The organism is Flavobacterium aquidurense, from assembly GCF_002217195.1.
Classification (GTDB): domain Bacteria; phylum Bacteroidota; class Bacteroidia; order Flavobacteriales; family Flavobacteriaceae; genus Flavobacterium; species Flavobacterium frigidimaris.
In genome coordinates this window covers 84,394-99,422 of record NZ_MUGR01000005.1, presented here as the reverse complement: position 1 = coordinate 99,422, position 15,029 = coordinate 84,394, and the positions used below count along the sequence as shown (strand labels likewise).

Annotated in this window: 18 protein-coding genes and 1 pseudogene; 14 read left to right on the top strand and 5 right to left on the bottom strand. The window is 33.7% G+C overall.

Annotated elements, in window-relative coordinates:
- Window positions 1–87 precede the first annotated feature (87 nt).
- The 4 genes from B0A67_RS04030 to B0A67_RS04015 all read left to right on the top strand — a co-directional run bounded on the left by B0A67_RS04030 (window position 88) and on the right by B0A67_RS04015 (window position 2,195).
- Complete coding sequence (locus B0A67_RS04030; protein ID WP_084074470.1) at window positions 88–447, top strand: hypothetical protein; 360 nt, start codon at window positions 88–90, stop codon at window positions 445–447.
- A gap of 168 nt (window positions 448–615) precedes the next feature.
- Window positions 616–1,179: a hypothetical protein gene (locus B0A67_RS04025; RefSeq protein ID WP_072955884.1), complete on the top strand. Its 564-nt coding sequence runs from the start codon at window positions 616–618 to the stop codon at window positions 1,177–1,179.
- A gap of 237 nt (window positions 1,180–1,416) precedes the next feature.
- Window positions 1,417–1,854, top strand: a complete 438-nt coding sequence (locus B0A67_RS04020) for a DUF6146 family protein (RefSeq protein ID WP_072955887.1) — start codon at window positions 1,417–1,419, stop codon at window positions 1,852–1,854.
- Window positions 1,855–1,886: 32 nt separating this feature from the next.
- Entirely contained in the window at window positions 1,887–2,195 is a 309-nt protein-coding gene (locus B0A67_RS04015; RefSeq protein ID WP_072955891.1) for a DUF6787 family protein, read from the top strand.
- On the opposite strand, the gene B0A67_RS04010 is transcribed toward B0A67_RS04015, so the two are convergent.
- Together B0A67_RS04010 and B0A67_RS04005 are read right to left on the bottom strand one after the other, a co-directional pair.
- A complete protein-coding gene (locus tag B0A67_RS04010; protein ID WP_072955894.1) occupies window positions 2,192–2,491 on the bottom strand; it encodes a hypothetical protein in 300 nt (99 codons plus the stop codon). The genes B0A67_RS04015 and B0A67_RS04010 overlap by 4 nt on opposite strands.
- A gap of 116 nt (window positions 2,492–2,607) precedes the next feature.
- Window positions 2,608–3,330, bottom strand: coding sequence for a phosphodiester glycosidase family protein (locus B0A67_RS04005; protein WP_072955897.1), 723 nt, complete (start codon window positions 3,328–3,330; stop codon window positions 2,608–2,610).
- Between the two features lie 131 nt (window positions 3,331–3,461).
- Between B0A67_RS04005 and B0A67_RS25395 the strand changes: the two are divergent.
- The 4 genes and pseudogenes from B0A67_RS25395 to B0A67_RS03990 all read left to right on the top strand — a co-directional run.
- A pseudogene (locus tag B0A67_RS25395) lies at window positions 3,462–3,674 on the top strand (ATP-binding cassette domain-containing protein); the annotation flags it as partial.
- Window positions 3,648–4,340, top strand: a complete 693-nt coding sequence (locus B0A67_RS25460; RefSeq protein WP_455423284.1) for an ABC transporter ATP-binding protein — start codon at window positions 3,648–3,650, stop codon at window positions 4,338–4,340. The pseudogene B0A67_RS25395 and the gene B0A67_RS25460, both read left to right, overlap by 27 nt.
- 132 nt (window positions 4,341–4,472) lie before the next feature.
- Window positions 4,473–5,237, top strand: a complete 765-nt coding sequence (locus B0A67_RS03995) for a TIGR02757 family protein (RefSeq protein WP_072955902.1) — start codon at window positions 4,473–4,475, stop codon at window positions 5,235–5,237.
- A gap of 102 nt (window positions 5,238–5,339) precedes the next feature.
- Window positions 5,340–6,692 carry a DEAD/DEAH box helicase gene (locus B0A67_RS03990; RefSeq protein WP_072955904.1) on the top strand — a complete coding sequence of 451 codons (1,353 nt, stop codon included), beginning with the start codon at window positions 5,340–5,342 and terminating at the stop codon, window positions 6,690–6,692.
- A 163-nt stretch (window positions 6,693–6,855) separates the two neighbouring features.
- Here the strand turns inward: B0A67_RS03990 and B0A67_RS03985 are convergent, their stop codons facing one another.
- Window positions 6,856–7,968 (bottom strand): lactonase family protein, encoded by a 1,113-nt coding sequence (locus B0A67_RS03985; RefSeq protein ID WP_072955907.1) that lies wholly within the window; start codon window positions 7,966–7,968, stop codon window positions 6,856–6,858.
- Window positions 7,969–8,253: 285 nt separating this feature from the next.
- On the opposite strand from B0A67_RS03985, the gene B0A67_RS03980 reads away from it, so the two are divergent.
- The 6 genes from B0A67_RS03980 to B0A67_RS03950 all read left to right on the top strand — a co-directional run bounded on the left by B0A67_RS03980 (window position 8,254) and on the right by B0A67_RS03950 (window position 13,981).
- Window positions 8,254–10,182 carry a BatA domain-containing protein gene (locus tag B0A67_RS03980; RefSeq protein ID WP_072955910.1) on the top strand — a complete coding sequence of 643 codons (1,929 nt, stop codon included), beginning with the start codon at window positions 8,254–8,256 and terminating at the stop codon, window positions 10,180–10,182.
- A gap of 221 nt (window positions 10,183–10,403) precedes the next feature.
- Window positions 10,404–11,660 (top strand): dihydroorotase, encoded by a 1,257-nt coding sequence (locus tag B0A67_RS03975; protein WP_072955913.1) that lies wholly within the window; start codon window positions 10,404–10,406, stop codon window positions 11,658–11,660.
- A gap of 5 nt (window positions 11,661–11,665) precedes the next feature.
- Window positions 11,666–11,992 (top strand): hypothetical protein, encoded by a 327-nt coding sequence (locus B0A67_RS03970; protein ID WP_072955916.1) that lies wholly within the window; start codon window positions 11,666–11,668, stop codon window positions 11,990–11,992.
- A 76-nt stretch (window positions 11,993–12,068) separates the two neighbouring features.
- Window positions 12,069–12,713: an alpha/beta hydrolase gene (locus tag B0A67_RS03965; protein ID WP_072955919.1), complete on the top strand. Its 645-nt coding sequence runs from the start codon at window positions 12,069–12,071 to the stop codon at window positions 12,711–12,713.
- A gap of 307 nt (window positions 12,714–13,020) precedes the next feature.
- A complete protein-coding gene (locus B0A67_RS24910) occupies window positions 13,021–13,374 on the top strand; it encodes a hypothetical protein (protein WP_207557307.1) in 354 nt (117 codons plus the stop codon).
- A complete protein-coding gene (locus tag B0A67_RS03950; protein ID WP_084074471.1) occupies window positions 13,355–13,981 on the top strand; it encodes a hypothetical protein in 627 nt (208 codons plus the stop codon). The genes B0A67_RS24910 and B0A67_RS03950 overlap by 20 nt, the downstream gene beginning before the upstream one ends.
- A 61-nt stretch (window positions 13,982–14,042) precedes the next feature.
- On the opposite strand, the gene B0A67_RS03945 is transcribed toward B0A67_RS03950, so the two are convergent.
- Together B0A67_RS03945 and B0A67_RS03940 are read right to left on the bottom strand one after the other, a co-directional pair.
- Window positions 14,043–14,474, bottom strand: coding sequence for a hypothetical protein (locus tag B0A67_RS03945; protein ID WP_072955926.1), 432 nt, complete (start codon window positions 14,472–14,474; stop codon window positions 14,043–14,045).
- Window positions 14,475–14,516: 42 nt separating this feature from the next.
- Entirely contained in the window at window positions 14,517–15,020 is a 504-nt protein-coding gene (locus tag B0A67_RS03940; protein WP_072955949.1) for a hypothetical protein, read from the bottom strand.
- Window positions 15,021–15,029: the final 9 nt, after the last annotated feature.

Below are 15,029 nucleotides of genomic sequence, written 5' to 3'. Positions count from 1 at the left end.
AAATTAAAATCAATTAAAGGGATTTACTGCTTAGCTGTAGTAAATCCCTTTCTTTTTTATATTTTTGACGCATAACTAAATTATACTATGAAAACGGATAAAAAAAGTTCTGGCCGTAAGCGGATTATTCTTTTTATACTATTTACTGCTGTAATTCTTTTACTCTGTACCTCTATATTTGGAAATATATTCATGCTTGTTATCGAGAAAGAATATTTTATTCCGAAACAATCATCAATTTTCACTTTTAGTGAAACCGTTCAAAATGATGGCTCAAGTGATGTATGGAGATATGGCGAAGATTTTACCAATTATTATTTTAACTTAAGCACGTTTACTAATGAGGTTTTATTTTTTCCTAAAAAAAATATCCCGGATTGTCCCGGATTTAATCCTGAAGATATCACTACCTGGTGCGGGGTAAAAGCACCAAATACCAAATACTAACATCGGCTTTAATCTAAAAGCCATACCAATAAGCTTTTGAATAATTTGGTAAATGCATTGCGCTAATTAATTATAATTAAATCGTTTAGAGAGGATTTATTAATACTATTTAATTAATTCCTTTCTTTTTTTGATTAAATTTGAGTTCTAATCTAAATTTTTTAAATTATGTTTGAACAATTAACACAATTAGTACAGCAATACGGAGGCAACGCTGTTGTAAATAACGCTGCTGTCCCAAATGAGCATAATGAAGCTGTAATAAACGAGACAAGCACATCAATATTTGCAGGACTGCAAAAGATTGCTTCAGAAGGCGGAGGAGAACAATTAGCCGATTTATTTAGCGGAAAAACACCTATAGATAGTTCTAACCCTATTGTGCAACAAATAACACAGCAATTATCGGGAAATCTTGGTCAAAAATTTGGATTAAGCAGTGAGGCTTCCGCAGGTGTCGCTTCAGGGATGATTCCTCAGATTTTAAGTTCTTTAGTAAATAAAACAAAAGATCCGAATGAAAGCGGTTTTCAGCTTTCGGATATTATTAGTTCAATTACAGGAAATGGCGGACAAGCTTCGGGTATTATGGAAACTATTAATAAATACGGAATGCAGTTTGGCTTAGACCAAAACAATGACGGAAAAGTAGATGTTGCCGATGTTCTGGTAGTTGCCAAAACCAAAGGTGGAATCGCAGGATTTATCGGAAAAATATTTGGCAGCAAATAAACAACCAATAAAACACTAAGGTTCTGCACATTAAACCCAAAGACATAAATTATTACAGGCCGTTTACTTTAGTGTAAATGGCTTTTTTTTAAATTAAAAACTAAAAATGGCAAGATTTTAGTATTTCAATTAGTTCAATAAGCTTAAATCTGCAATTCAAGGAATTACAAGGCTACTTTTAAACAGCAAAATAGTACGTTGATTTATCTGTAAATTAAAGTTTGAAATTAAAAAATCATGAAAAAAATACTCTCCGCATTAGTTATCCTGCTTACTATAGCAGCGTGTTCTACCTCTAAAAATACTGTTGCCGTAAACCCTTCAGATAAAACAAGTATTGCCGTAAATGATACCGTACGAATTGCAAATGATTCTTTAGAATATGAAGTAATTATTATAGACAATGGTTTTAGCACCTGGCTGGCTTCAACAGCACTTCCCCGAAATTACTATTCGTTGTCTTATCTTGAAAACAAAAATTATTTATACGTTACTGAATGGAACAATCGTGTTTTGCAACCACAAAGATATAGCCCGAATTTATACGAAATGACGATCGATTACAGACCAAATATTCACTACGGATATGAAGTAAATTATTTGATTTATAATTATATGATTTATTTTCAAAATACATACAAACAAAAGCTGGCGGGGCATGTTCCTATAAGATAATGTTCTTATATTTGTAATTATTGCAAATAAAAATGAATAGATTAAAGAAACGTTGGGGAATTACCTCAAATCTACAAGCCATCATTATACTTGTTGTTTTTGCCATCACCGGATCGGCATCTGCATGGTTGTCTAAACCCTTTTGCGTTTTATTAGGTATCACCAAAGAAGATTTTGGCGGCTGGTTTACTTTAATCCGATTGTTGATTATTTTTCCTATCTATCAGGTTTTGCTGGTTACGATTGGAGCCATTTTTGGTCAGTTTCGATTCTTTTGGAATTTCGAAAAGAAAATGCTTAAAAATATGGGACTGGGATTTTTATTTAAAGATAAAAACTAGGCGTCATTATTATTTCTTTGAAAATAATAAGTATAAATCCATGTAAGTGTAAAGGATGGAATTACATCTGTAAATGGTATTATCTCTTCAACAAAAGTCAAAATACCCGCTACTCGCCCTACTCTGCCTTTATACATTCTGGTCATTATAAAAGCCGCAACCGGCGCCCAGACAACATCCGTAAATTCTCCAACTAACGGAATTGTAAAGGAAACCATTCCAATAGCATCCAAAAGCAAACCCAAAAGCAGCTTTCTGGTTCTCTCATCTTCGTTTATTGTTTTTACTTCCTGCATTTTATTTTAAATTATATATTATTCGAATTTATAAAGAATTTGTCACATTGAAATTATTTCTAAACATAATTTTATTTCTTAATTACCATATAATCATCGACTTAAAATAGCTTTAATTATTTCTCAGATCGAGTTACTGCAAATAACACACCAAAATTTCCGTCAGTCTGAATCCAATTTTCAGACGGAGCAAATGCACGTGATACAAATCCGTCTAAATACAAAGCATTTCTGCAACCTAAGCTTTTAAAATAATCTGCAAAATCATAAAAATTTATTTCTTTTTTAGACATTACAAAGACTATTTTTCCGTCCGGTAAAATTCCAACCCCATTTCGAATGTTTACATTAGCAGATCCTTTTTTAAATTCCGGATGAATTTGCCCGTCAATAATCAACATTGGACCTGATTGGGTCGCATATTCTATTTTTGCATTGTTTCGAAAATCCTGCGTCGTACATATAACAGCAGTTTTTTGTGTTGTGAAATAAAATACGCCGTTAGGTTTTAAATAGAAATTCCCCGCCGCTTTTGTTGTATCTAACGGGACTAACATTTTTCGCTTTTCAATATAAAGTCCCTGAGGAGAATGGTCTTTTTTGTACATTCCGGCATTCATCGCAAAATCTAAAGTTTGGTTCTTTCCTTCCAGCCAAAGTTTTAAGTTCTGAATACTTCCTATATTCTGCCCTTTATCGTTCTTCCAGTATAATTTTAAATCTTGTTTTATAAGATCGGCTTTATAAACTAAAAAAGGATCATCAGCGTCTGTTTTTGCGTTTATAGCTATTGCGGCAAGTGCCATTATCACGACTAATAATCCAATTTTTATTTTCATCCTTTAAAATATTGATGATAAATGTAAAATAATTTTTCAATACTCATTTAAATAGTCCTCTTCTTAAAATTCTGCTACAACACATTTTTATATCGGCAGAATCTTTGTTTCTTTGTAAAAACAGTTTCAAAATGATACACGCAAAAAATATACACAAGTTCTACGACAAATTAGAAGTTTTAAAAGGAGTTGACTTGCATATCAAAAAAGGAGAAATTGTTTCAATTGTTGGCGCTTCAGGTGCCGGAAAAACAACTCTTTTACAAATTTTAGGAACACTTGACAAGCCTGAAATAAATACCGGATCTTCTCTGACCATTAACGGAGAAAATGTATTAAAATTACAAGATGTCGAAACTGACAATTCAAAACAGGAAAAAATTTTTAAATGGGTATCCTGGATCGGTTCTGTTTACACAATTGCTTTGGTAATTTTTGCGTCCTTTTTTAAACATACAATTCTTGATGATTTGGTCAGAAACATTACCATTGGCATTTTGATTTTTCCAATTTTAATTCTGGCTATTTATATGAATCGTTATTTCAAAAAGAAAAGCAGGCAAGACAAAGTATTGTCGAATTTTCGAAATTTAAATCTTGGTTTTATATTTCAGTTTCATCAATTATTACCTGAATTTACAGCTCTGGAAAATGTTTGTATTCCCGCTTTTATGGCGAATAAACCAAAAGCCGAAACGGAGAAAGAAGCTAAAAGAATTTTAGAATATTTAGGTTTATCGCACAGAATAAATCACAAGCCAAACGAGTTATCGGGCGGAGAACAACAAAGAGTTGCTGTTGCAAGGGCTTTGATTAACAAACCGGACGTTATTTTTGCAGATGAACCTTCAGGAAACTTAGACACTCATTCTGCCGAAAATCTGCACCAGTTATTCTTTCAGCTTCGTGACGAATTTGGGCAAACCTTTGTGATTGTAACTCACAATGAGGAATTAGCCAATATGGCAGATCGAAAATTAGTAATGGTCGATGGCTTAATTAGTAATTAGAAGCTAATCCTGCTGTCCGCTGTATTCCCTATAAACAAAAACTACGGCTAAAAAGCCTTGTTTTTCTAAATCGGGAGATGTAGCTTCCATCAGGGCCAGGACACCTGAATAACAAGAACTTTCATTTCAATCATGACCCAAAAAGAACTCAAAGAATTCCTCGACGAAAAAGTCATTCAATATAATAATCAGGATTTTATCGATAGTGATCCTGTACAAATTCCGCATTTATTTTCTCATAAAGAAGATATTGAAATTGCCGGTTTTCTAAGCGCTACAATTGCCTGGGGAAATCGAAAAATGATCATCAAAAACTCCCATCAAATGATGGACTTGATGGGCAATACACCTTATGATTTCGTAATGTCGCATTCTGAGGAAGATTTAGTACGATTAGAAAATTTTGTTCACAGAACCTTTAACGGAAAAGATTTTGGCGGATTTATAAAGGGACTGCAGCACATTTATAAAAATCATAATGGCTTAGAAGCTGTATTTGCTAAACATCAGGAAAAAGACAGTTTACAAAAAAGCATCCACGAGTTCAAGAAAATATTCTTTGAAATCGATCATTTGCCAAGAACTCAAAAACACATCTCAGATCCGTTGAACAATTCTGCTGCAAAACGAATCAACATGTATCTGCGCTGGATGGTTCGTAAGGATACAAAAGGTGTCGATCTGGGAATCTGGAAAACCATTTCGCCAGCTGCATTATCCTGTCCGCTTGATGTGCATTCCGGTAATGTTGCCCGAAAACTTGGCATTCTTACCAGAAAACAAAATGACGGAAAAGCATTGACTGAATTAGACCTGAAACTGCGAAAAATGGATCCTCAAGATCCTGTAAAATACGATTTTGCCTTGTTTGGACTAGGTGTTTTCGAAGGTTTTTAATATTGATAATTAAGGCATTACATCATTTAATTATGAGATGATTCGAAAATTTTAGCGATCTAACCGTCATTTTAACGTACATTTGCACAAAATTTAATGTAAATGAGCACTTTCGAAAAATTCAATCTTCCAAAATCAGTACAAAAAGCAATCGACGAATTAGGCTTTGTTACGCCTACTCCTATTCAGGAAAAATCCTTTGCTGTGATTATGTCTGGCCGCGATATGATGGGAATTGCGCAAACCGGTACCGGTAAAACATTTGCTTACTTATTACCCCTTTTAAAATTATACAAATTTACACCAACCAATACGCCTAAAATCGTAATTCTGGTTCCAACCCGTGAATTAGTCGTTCAGGTTGTAGAAGAAGTCGAAAAATTAACCAAATACATGTCGGTTAGTACACTTGGTATCTTTGGTGGGGTAAATATCAATACACAAAAAAAAGCTGTTTACGAAGGTGTCGACATTTTAGTTGGAACGCCAGGCCGTACAATGGATTTAGCATTGGACGCTGTTATTCGTTTTGATGAAACTCAAAAATTAGTTATTGATGAGTTTGATGAAATGCTTAATCTGGGTTTCCGTACGCAATTGACAGCACTTTTAGCGATGATGAAAACAAAACGTCAAAACATTCTTTTCTCTGCCACCATGACGGATGAAGTAGATGCTGTTTTGAATGACTTTTTTGATTTTCCGGAAGAAGTTACACTTGCTGCTTCAGGAACTCCGCTTGAAAACATTACTCAGATTACGTACAACGTACCTAACTTCAATACAAAAGTAAACCTGTTAAAACATTTATTAGAAACAAACGAAAGCATGGAACGTGTTTTGGTTTTTGTGAACAATAAAAAGATTTCAGATATGCTTCATACCAGAATAGAAGAAGATTTTGAAGGTCAGTTCGGGGTAATTCACTCGAACAAATCTCAAAATTACCGTTTGAGTACGATGGCTGAATTCCAGGAAGGAAATCTACGCGGATTAATTACTACTGATATTATGGCGAGAGGTTTAGATATTTCGAATATTTCTCACGTTATCAACTTCGAACTTCCTGAATTTCCTGAATTGTATATGCACAGAATTGGTCGTACAGGTCGTGCAGATGCAACCGGAACTGCTATTAGTTTTATCACGCCCCGTGAAGAAGAATTTAAAGTTGAAGTTGAAGTGTTAATGAATACCGAACTTGCAATAGCAGATTTCCCTGAAGAAGTTGAAGTTTCGTCTAAGTTAATCGAACCTGAAAAAGATAAACAACCGATTAAGTTTTTAATGAAAAAACAAAAACTAACAGGTGACGGTGCTTTTCATGAAAAAGACAAAAAGAATAAAAAAGTGAATCTTGGAGGTCCTTCTAAAACCAAAAAGAAAACCCACGGATCTGTCAATCGAAACATGTTGAAAACGAGAGACAAGAAGAGAAAAGATAAGAATAAATAGCCTTCTTGAGGGACAAAGGTTCAGAGAAACAAAGGTTCAGAGAATAATATAGGGTCGAAAATGTAAATTTAAGTTTGTAACTTATTTACATTTTCGATCCTTTTTTTTACGCTAGATAGGAAACCTTTGAGCCTTTGTTCCTCCGAGCCTTTGAACCTTTCGATTAAATTTTGGTAAAAACCAATCCAACCGGAGAACACAAATCGATCTTTTTTCCGGTATTCTTAAGTTTTCCTGTAATTTTATCTCTTTTGAATATTATAATATCATTTGTATATTGGTGCCCCACTAACAGATAATTCCCTGTTGGATCAATAGCAAAATCTCTTGGGCCTTTTCCTAATGTACTTTCCTGCTCTACAAATTTTATGTTTCCGTCTTTCTGAATTTGGTAAACTGAAATAGAATTTGCATCAACACGATCTGTCACGTATAGAAACTTTCCGTCAGGCGAAATTTTAATCGCGGCAGCACCTGTACCTCCGGTAAATCCTTTTGGCAGAATACTCGTTTCGGCAATTAATTTTAAAGCGCCGGATTTATCATAACTAAAAGTAGTAAGAGTTGCATCTAATTCCTGAACCAGATACACAAATTTACCATCCTTACTAAACGTTAAGTGCCTTGGACCGCTACCTTTTTTTACATCTACAGTTCCTTTTAAAGTTAACACTTCGTGGCTCGCTCCCGGATTATATTTGTAAATAAAAACCTTATCCTGACCCAAATCATTCGATAAAACAAACTTTTTGTCCGGAGAAAAAACAACCTGATGCACGTGTGCCTTTTCCTGACGTGCCGCATTAGGTCCTTTTCCTTCATGCTGAATCAATTGTTGACCTTCTGTTATACTTCCGTCAGCATTTTTCTTAAATACAGCAATGCTTCCGCCCGAATAATTAGCTACAATTACATTTTTATCATCATTAATTAAATGACAAGGATCAGCGCCCAGCGAAGAATGTGTATTCAATACTTTAAGCTGTCCCGTTGGTGAATCATAACTTAATGCAGTTACGGCACTCTGCGTACCGTTTTCGTTTACCGCATAAATAAATTTGTTATTTGCAGAAACGGATAAGTAACTTGGACTCACCACTTTTTCTGTTGAATTTTTTAATTTAAAATCACCTGACGTCGCGTCAAATTCATAAACGTAAATTCCTTTACTTTCGCAAGTATTAGTATACGTCCCAACCAGTAAATTGAATTTATTCTGAGCTTGTGAGGCCGTAAAAGCTAAAGTCGAAAAAAGAACTATATATAATCTTTTCATAGTTTTTTAAATTGTTTTTGAATAGGCTAAAATACTCAATAATATCTTTCGGAAAGTTATTTTTTGTTACAAAAGAAATTACATAAGTTACATTATTCAAACTCCTCAACAAGATCTTTAAACCATTTAAGACATATAAGAGATTATAAATGAAACTTCTTTTATCAAAAATTAAAGGAACTTATATTACTTATATGGTTTAATTAATATACCTGCATCTTTTGACTAAAAATTTGTATTTTTGACCAGTATCTACAAAAAGTAGTGAAATAAATCTAAGCCAGAATGCATTTTAAACATCCCGAAATTCTATACTTTCTGTTTTTATTGATTGTACCAATTTTGGTTCATTTATTTCAGTTACGACGTTTTAAAATCTCTTATTTCACCAATGTCCGATTCTTAAAAGAACTTTCAATTCAAACCCGAAAAAGTTCAAAAATCAAAAAAAGACTTTTATTAGCGACCCGTTTATTATTACTGACTTCTATTATTTTAGCTTTCGCACAACCTTTTTTTGAAGCTAAGGACAGTAAAAATGCAACTAACGAAATGTATATTGTTCTGGACAATTCGTTCAGCATGCAGGCCAAAGGAAAAAAAGGAGAATTACTAAAACGTACCGTTCAGGAATTATTAGAAAATACGCCGGAAACCACTCAGTTTTCATTGTTAACCAACACTGAAAATTACTGGAATACAGATATCAAATCGTCGAAAAGCGCTTTACAAAATCTAAAATACAGCGCGACTCCTTTTGAGCTTCCGTCTATAATGGCAAAGATCAAAGCGCACAAATCTGCTCATAAAAAAGATATCGTTATCATTACTGATGCTGTTGGCTTAGCCGAAAAAGATGTAAAAAACATTGATACGGATGAGAAACCATATTTTATTATCCCGAAAGCAGAACAAAAAAACAATGTTGCTATTGACAGCGTTTTTATCCAGCAGACTTTAGAGAATTTCTACGAGATCGGCGTTAATTTATCCGCTTATGGAGAAGATTTCAAACCTGTTTCTATGGCATTGTACAATCAGAACAAACTGATTGCCAAAACCATTATCAATTTCGACACCAAGAAAAAGAAAATCAATTTTACGATTCCAAAAGAAGCTTTCCACGGTTATGTAACCATTGAAGACAACGGTTTGACGTATGACAACAAACTTTATTTCAGTATTTCGAAAAGCAAAAAAACGAATGTTATCAGTATTGGCGAACCTGAAAAAAGCAATTTCTTGTCGCGCATTTACACGTCGGCGGAATTCAATTACAACAATTACCCGATTAGCAGTTTAGATTACAACAGTTTAGACAAACAAAATACCATTATTCTGAATGAATTAGTCGAAGTTCCTCAGGCTTTGCAAACGACACTAAAAGCATTTGTTTCTAAGGGCGGAAATCTGGTGGTGATTCCTTCTGAAAAAAGTTCAGTTTCCAATCTCAATTCATTTCTGGGTAATTTCGGAAAAATTCAGTTTAATACTCTTGAAAGCAAAAGCAAATTAATTACCAAAATCAATTTTGATCATCCTTTGTTTTCAGGTGTTTTCGAGAATAAAATCACGAATTTCCAATATCCAAAAACAAACAGTTCATTTGCTATTTCCAGCCCTTATCCGGCAGTTTTATCGTATGAAGATCAAAGTGTATTTGTAACCGCAATTCAGAATCCGGTTTCTGGGATTACTGTTTTTTCAGCACCTATTAATGCAGCGAATTCAAACTTTCAGCAATCTCCGTTAATTGTGCCTTTATTTTATAAAATGGGGCAAAACAATCAGAAAACCGGAGTTAATGCTTTGACCATCGGTAATAATCAGCCTTATTTTGTAGATGTTTTATTGACCAAAGATGCTATTCTGGAAGTAAAAGGAACTGAAGATTCTTTTATTCCGATTCAGCAAATCCTCAACAATAAAGTAAAACTAACATTTAATGATTTCCCTGAAACAGCTGGGAATTATAGTGTTTTTGATAAAAAAGAATGGGTAGAAAACCTGAGTTTCAATTACAAAAGAAGCGAGAGTGATTTAAGTCAGGTCAATACAAATGTGGTTTCGGATTTTAAAACTGCCGATACCATTTCTACCATTTTTAATACACTACAAACTGAACGAACTGACAGCCAAATTTGGAAATGGTTTGTTATCTTTGCACTGTTATTTTTAGCATTAGAAATGGCCATAATCAAATTCGTAAAGTAAAACTTAAAGTTTTACTTTTTTTTGAACCATTAAGAGATTAAGAATATTATGAATAAGCTTCTTCTTATATCTTAAATGCTAAAAAAAACTTAAGCAATATTTTTTGTTCATTGAGAATATTCAGTTTTTTCTTTATTAACTTAATTCCTTAATGACTCAGAAAAATCAAGTATTAATGTTTTAAAATAATTTAATTGTTTCAATTAAAATAAACTCTACATATGAAAATAATCATCAGAAGCGCCAAAATTATCGATTCAAAAAGTCCGTTTCATAATCAGACGGTTGATCTTTTAATTGCAGATGGTTTAATAGAAAAAATAGGAACTTCGATTCTGGATATCGAGGATTCTACCGAAGTTAAATTTGACAATTTACATCTTTCTCAAGGCTGGTTTGACAGCAGCGTTTCTTTTGGCGAACCAGGTTACGAAGACCGGGAAACGATCGCAAACGGATTGAATGTCGCTGCAAAAAGTGGTTTTACCGGCATTGCTCTGCAACCTAACTCCTTTCCTGTTATCGACAATCAGTCTCAGGTAAATTTTGTAAAAAACAAAGCGAATGGGTTTGCTACAGCTCTTTATCCAATTGGTGCTTTAACCAAAGCCAGTGAAGGAAAAGACATGGCAGAGTTATTTGATATGAAAAAATCCGGAGCTGTTGCTTTTGGAGATTACAATAAGAGTATTGACAATGCCAATTTATTGAAAATTGCTTTGCAGTATGTTCAGGATTTCGATGGTTTAGTGATTGCTTACGCACAAGATGCAAATCTGAAAGGAAACGGAGTTGCAAATGAAGGAATCGTTTCTACAAGATTAGGACTGAAAGGAATCCCGAATCTGGCAGAAGAATTACAAATTGCCAGAAACTTATTTCTATTAGAATATACCGGAGGTAAATTACATATTCCCACCATCTCTACAGCAAAATCAGTAGCATTAATAAGAGAAGCAAAAGCAAAAGGATTACAGATAACCGCGAGTGTTGCTGTACATCATTTGGTTTTAACCGATGAAAAACTGGAAGGTTTTGATACTCGTTTTAAAGTTACACCGCCATTAAGAACGGAAACTGACAGACAAGCTTTATTAAAAGGAGTTACAGACGGAACAATAGACATCATTACATCTGACCACAACCCAATTGATATTGAATTCAAGAAAATGGAATTTGATACGGCTAAAAATGGAACTATTGGCCTTGAAAGTGCTTTTGGAGCTTTATTAACTGTTTTACCACTTGAAACGGTAATCGAAAAATTAACTTCCGGCAAATCCGTTTTCGGAATTGAAAACAATACAATTACCGAAGGTTCTAAAGCGAACTTCACTTTCTTTACTCCCGAAGGAAAATCAACTTTTACGAAAGCCAATATTCTCTCAAAATCTAAAAATTCTGCTTTTTTAGGAACCGAAATCAGAGGTTCTGTCTACGGAATTTTAAATCAAAATCAACTTGTTATAACTAAATAATTACAATGAAGAATTCAATCGAAGAGGGAAAATCAATCGCCATTACCAGTTATATTTTAATTATTGGTATCTTGATCGCGATGTCTATGAACTCTGAAAATAAAAATAGTTTTGCCTCTTTTCACATTCGTCAGGCTTTAGGACTATCACTTGCCTTTATTTCCTTTGGCGCCATTATCAGCAATTTTGACAGCTTTATGATTACTTTTCCCATGTGGATTTGCATCTCAATATTATGGACTTACGGGATTTTTAGTGCTATTCAGGGCCAGACAAGACCAATTCCGCTGGTTGGGAATTTATTTCAAAAATGGTTTAAATCGATAGGATAAAATCAAATTCCAAATTCCAAACTTGAAAAATTTTGTCAAAGTTCACAATTCACAACTTACATTTCACAATTAAAAAATGAATCTATCTTTAGAATATAAAATACAAGAGCCAAAAGTAATTTTAGATAAAAATCCTGTTTTACTTTTATTACACGGATATGGCAGTAACGAAGCTGATTTGTTTTCGTTTGCTACTGAACTTCCGGACAACTATTACATTATCTCTGCCCGCGCTCCGTATGATTTGCAATATGGTGCATACGCATGGTACGCGATTAATTTTGATGCAGATCAGAATAAATTCTCAGATAATGAGCAAGCTAAAACATCACGTGATGTAATCGCTACTTTTGTAGATGAACTGGTTGCTAATTATCCTATTGATGCAAACAATGTAACTTTGGTTGGTTTCAGTCAGGGTTCGATTTTAAGTTATGCCGTAGCACTTTCTTATCCTGAAAAAATTCAGAGAGTAGTTGCCATGAGCGGGTATTTTAACGACGAAATTATCAAAGAAGGTTACGAGAAAAACGATTTTAAGAACTTAAAAATCTTCGCATCACACGGAACTGTAGATCAGGTAATCCCAATTGACTGGGCGAGAAAAACTCCTGCTATTTTAGAAAAACTAAACATTCCGGTAACTTATAAAGAATATCCGGTTGGTCACGGAGTTGCTCCACAGAATTTCTTTGATTTTAAGAATTGGCTGGCAGAGTAGTATCCAGTTTTCAGTCGCTGTTTGAAGCCTGAGTACATAACTATTTTAAATCCTAGAAATGAGTAATTTTCCAGCTATACTAACTGACGAAAAGATAAAAGATAGTAATAAAGACTTTAGAAACACCCTGTTTTCTTTAGATCAAAATAGTATCAATAAAGATAATTTCGCTCACTTGACAAGGATTTATTCTGCTACAAAACAACTTGATATCAGAAATAAGATCCTGAGACTATTATAAGATTTTGATCTTCCTGAATTAAAAGATTTCTTTGGTAATGCCTATAAAAAAGAAAGATATCTTGATATGAAAATCTATGCTTTGCGCGGACTTTCTCAATTTGTCAGCGAAAAGGAAATAGAAAAATTATTGCAGAAATTCAATCTGACATTATCTAAAAGACAGGAAACTACACCTTACAATTATCAGGAATACGAACTTTTAAGAGGACAAAACTCTTTACCATACCTGATACAGAAATACAACTATAACTGTTTTAAAGAAACACTGAATCAGGTAGACCAACAATATAACGCAATGCCAGAAGCTTTTAAAGGGCATTTTACGATAAATGAAAATGCCGAATTCGTATCACTGAGAAGCCCGGAAGAAAGTTCACGAATGATTAAAGATTTTTTTAATGGCAAAAAAGAACAATAAGAGAAGTGAATTAAAATTGACGAGTAACTATAAAATACTGAATTCCAGGAATATTTTTATAATTACACTCATTGTCATATTCTTAACTATTATAACAGTATGGCTTTTTGGATTAGGAGATCATAGATCTTTTTTTGAAAATTCACTATTATCAACTACAATTTTATCGATAGCCTTCTTTTTATTTATATCTGTTGGATTATTTAAAGGAATTAAAATAAGAGACAACCTGGGCGAAATAACAGATCGTTTTGATGCTTCAAAAATTGATTATATAAAGGAAGCTGCTGCAGACCGCAGTATTGATGATTTACCAGATGTGGGCGAAGGAATTTTTGGAATTGTAATAAGCCTTATTTTATGGTTTATTATGGCAATCGTAATTAGTTACTTATGCTGGGCGTTTGGCGCCATATTATGGTTTTCTGTCTTAACTTTTATCGCAATGCTTTATTGGATTTTCTTCAGGGCGTTACGACTCGTTTTTAAAAAATCTTCAAAGTGTAAAGGTCACTATTCAAATAGTATTTTATATGGATTAAGTTTTACAATACTTTATAACTTTTGGATTTATGCTATAATCTTTATGATGCATCGTATTTTTTAAAAAAGCCGCAATATTCAACTCAACAAGTGAGACTGAAAACTGCGACTGTATACTTTCAACTTTATTCTCCTGTATAAATAACCTTATCTGCTTTTTTCAGGACATAACCTTTCCAGGGAATGAGCTGGTAATCGTCGTTACTCCAGGATTCTCCTTCGGATTTTCTTTCTAAAAGGATTGGCTCTTTTTGAGTATCCAGAAAAAGTTCGGCCTGGTTTCCTTCAAAGATTACGTAGGCAACTGTCGAATATGTTTTTCCGTCTTCGGCGTGTGCTAATTTTGTACCTACTTCAAAAAGACGAACGCATTCTTTTTTAAGACTTGACCACGTATAACCCGCAGAAGCTTTGCAACCGTGGGCATCAGCATCGCCTCCAACCACAACTGCCGGCTTTGACTCTTGGTCTTTTGGCGTTTTACTCTCTTCCGAAACTTTTTTAGCACAAGAAAACGAAAGCCCAATAATAATCGAGAATAAAAATATTTTTTTCATACATCCCATTAATTTAAAAGTTAAAAAACAGGATATTATTTCCTATTTCTGATACAACCAACTTTGAATTACTTCAAAAGTAATACTTTCATCATCAGCAACAAAATATTTTAACAGGACTTCTCCCCACATTTCTCCATTGCTATAATCAGCGATAATCCATCTGTGGTTTAGAATCTTAACTTTATTAATGATAAATTTATTCGGGCCTATTTTATCCTGACCTGTATAAGGGTTTCCATTTGGGCTTGCATTCAGATCTAATAATTTCTCTGTTACAACAGGAATCAGTTTTTCGTATAAAATTACTTTTCCTCCTGAAGCACTATTGTCAAAATAGTTTTGCGCATTTTCGTTGTGCTCTAGCGAAAAATAATCTGCATCAGCTAATTTCGTTGTTACTAAACTGATGCTGTCTCTTAGTTTCTTAGTCGTTTTATCATATCTTTCCTGCCCGAATTTTACTTCTCTGCTATAAAACATATAGGTAAAAACATTCATAAGTATCGCAAGGATAAAAAGATAAAGCATTAAGGATTTTTTCATTTTTGTAAT

Coding starts and splice junctions, on each gene's coding strand:
- B0A67_RS04030 (WP_084074470.1), top strand. CDS start 88: ATGAAAACGGATAAAAAAAGTTCTGGCCGTAAGCGGATTATTCTTTTT.
- B0A67_RS04025 (WP_072955884.1), top strand. CDS start 616: ATGTTTGAACAATTAACACAATTAGTACAGCAATACGGAGGCAACGCT.
- B0A67_RS04020 (WP_072955887.1), top strand. CDS start 1,417: ATGAAAAAAATACTCTCCGCATTAGTTATCCTGCTTACTATAGCAGCG.
- B0A67_RS04015 (WP_072955891.1), top strand. CDS start 1,887: ATGAATAGATTAAAGAAACGTTGGGGAATTACCTCAAATCTACAAGCC.
- B0A67_RS04010 (WP_072955894.1), bottom strand. CDS start 2,491: ATGCAGGAAGTAAAAACAATAAACGAAGATGAGAGAACCAGAAAGCTG.
- B0A67_RS04005 (WP_072955897.1), bottom strand. CDS start 3,330: ATGAAAATAAAAATTGGATTATTAGTCGTGATAATGGCACTTGCCGCA.
- B0A67_RS03995 (WP_072955902.1), top strand. CDS start 4,473: ATGACCCAAAAAGAACTCAAAGAATTCCTCGACGAAAAAGTCATTCAA.
- B0A67_RS03990 (WP_072955904.1), top strand. CDS start 5,340: ATGAGCACTTTCGAAAAATTCAATCTTCCAAAATCAGTACAAAAAGCA.
- B0A67_RS03985 (WP_072955907.1), bottom strand. CDS start 7,968: ATGAAAAGATTATATATAGTTCTTTTTTCGACTTTAGCTTTTACGGCC.
- B0A67_RS03980 (WP_072955910.1), top strand. CDS start 8,254: ATGCATTTTAAACATCCCGAAATTCTATACTTTCTGTTTTTATTGATT.
- B0A67_RS03975 (WP_072955913.1), top strand. CDS start 10,404: ATGAAAATAATCATCAGAAGCGCCAAAATTATCGATTCAAAAAGTCCG.
- B0A67_RS03970 (WP_072955916.1), top strand. CDS start 11,666: ATGAAGAATTCAATCGAAGAGGGAAAATCAATCGCCATTACCAGTTAT.
- B0A67_RS03965 (WP_072955919.1), top strand. CDS start 12,069: ATGAATCTATCTTTAGAATATAAAATACAAGAGCCAAAAGTAATTTTA.
- B0A67_RS24910 (WP_207557307.1), top strand. CDS start 13,021: ATGAAAATCTATGCTTTGCGCGGACTTTCTCAATTTGTCAGCGAAAAG.
- B0A67_RS03950 (WP_084074471.1), top strand. CDS start 13,355: ATGGCAAAAAAGAACAATAAGAGAAGTGAATTAAAATTGACGAGTAAC.
- B0A67_RS03945 (WP_072955926.1), bottom strand. CDS start 14,474: ATGAAAAAAATATTTTTATTCTCGATTATTATTGGGCTTTCGTTTTCT.
- B0A67_RS03940 (WP_072955949.1), bottom strand. CDS start 15,020: ATGAAAAAATCCTTAATGCTTTATCTTTTTATCCTTGCGATACTTATG.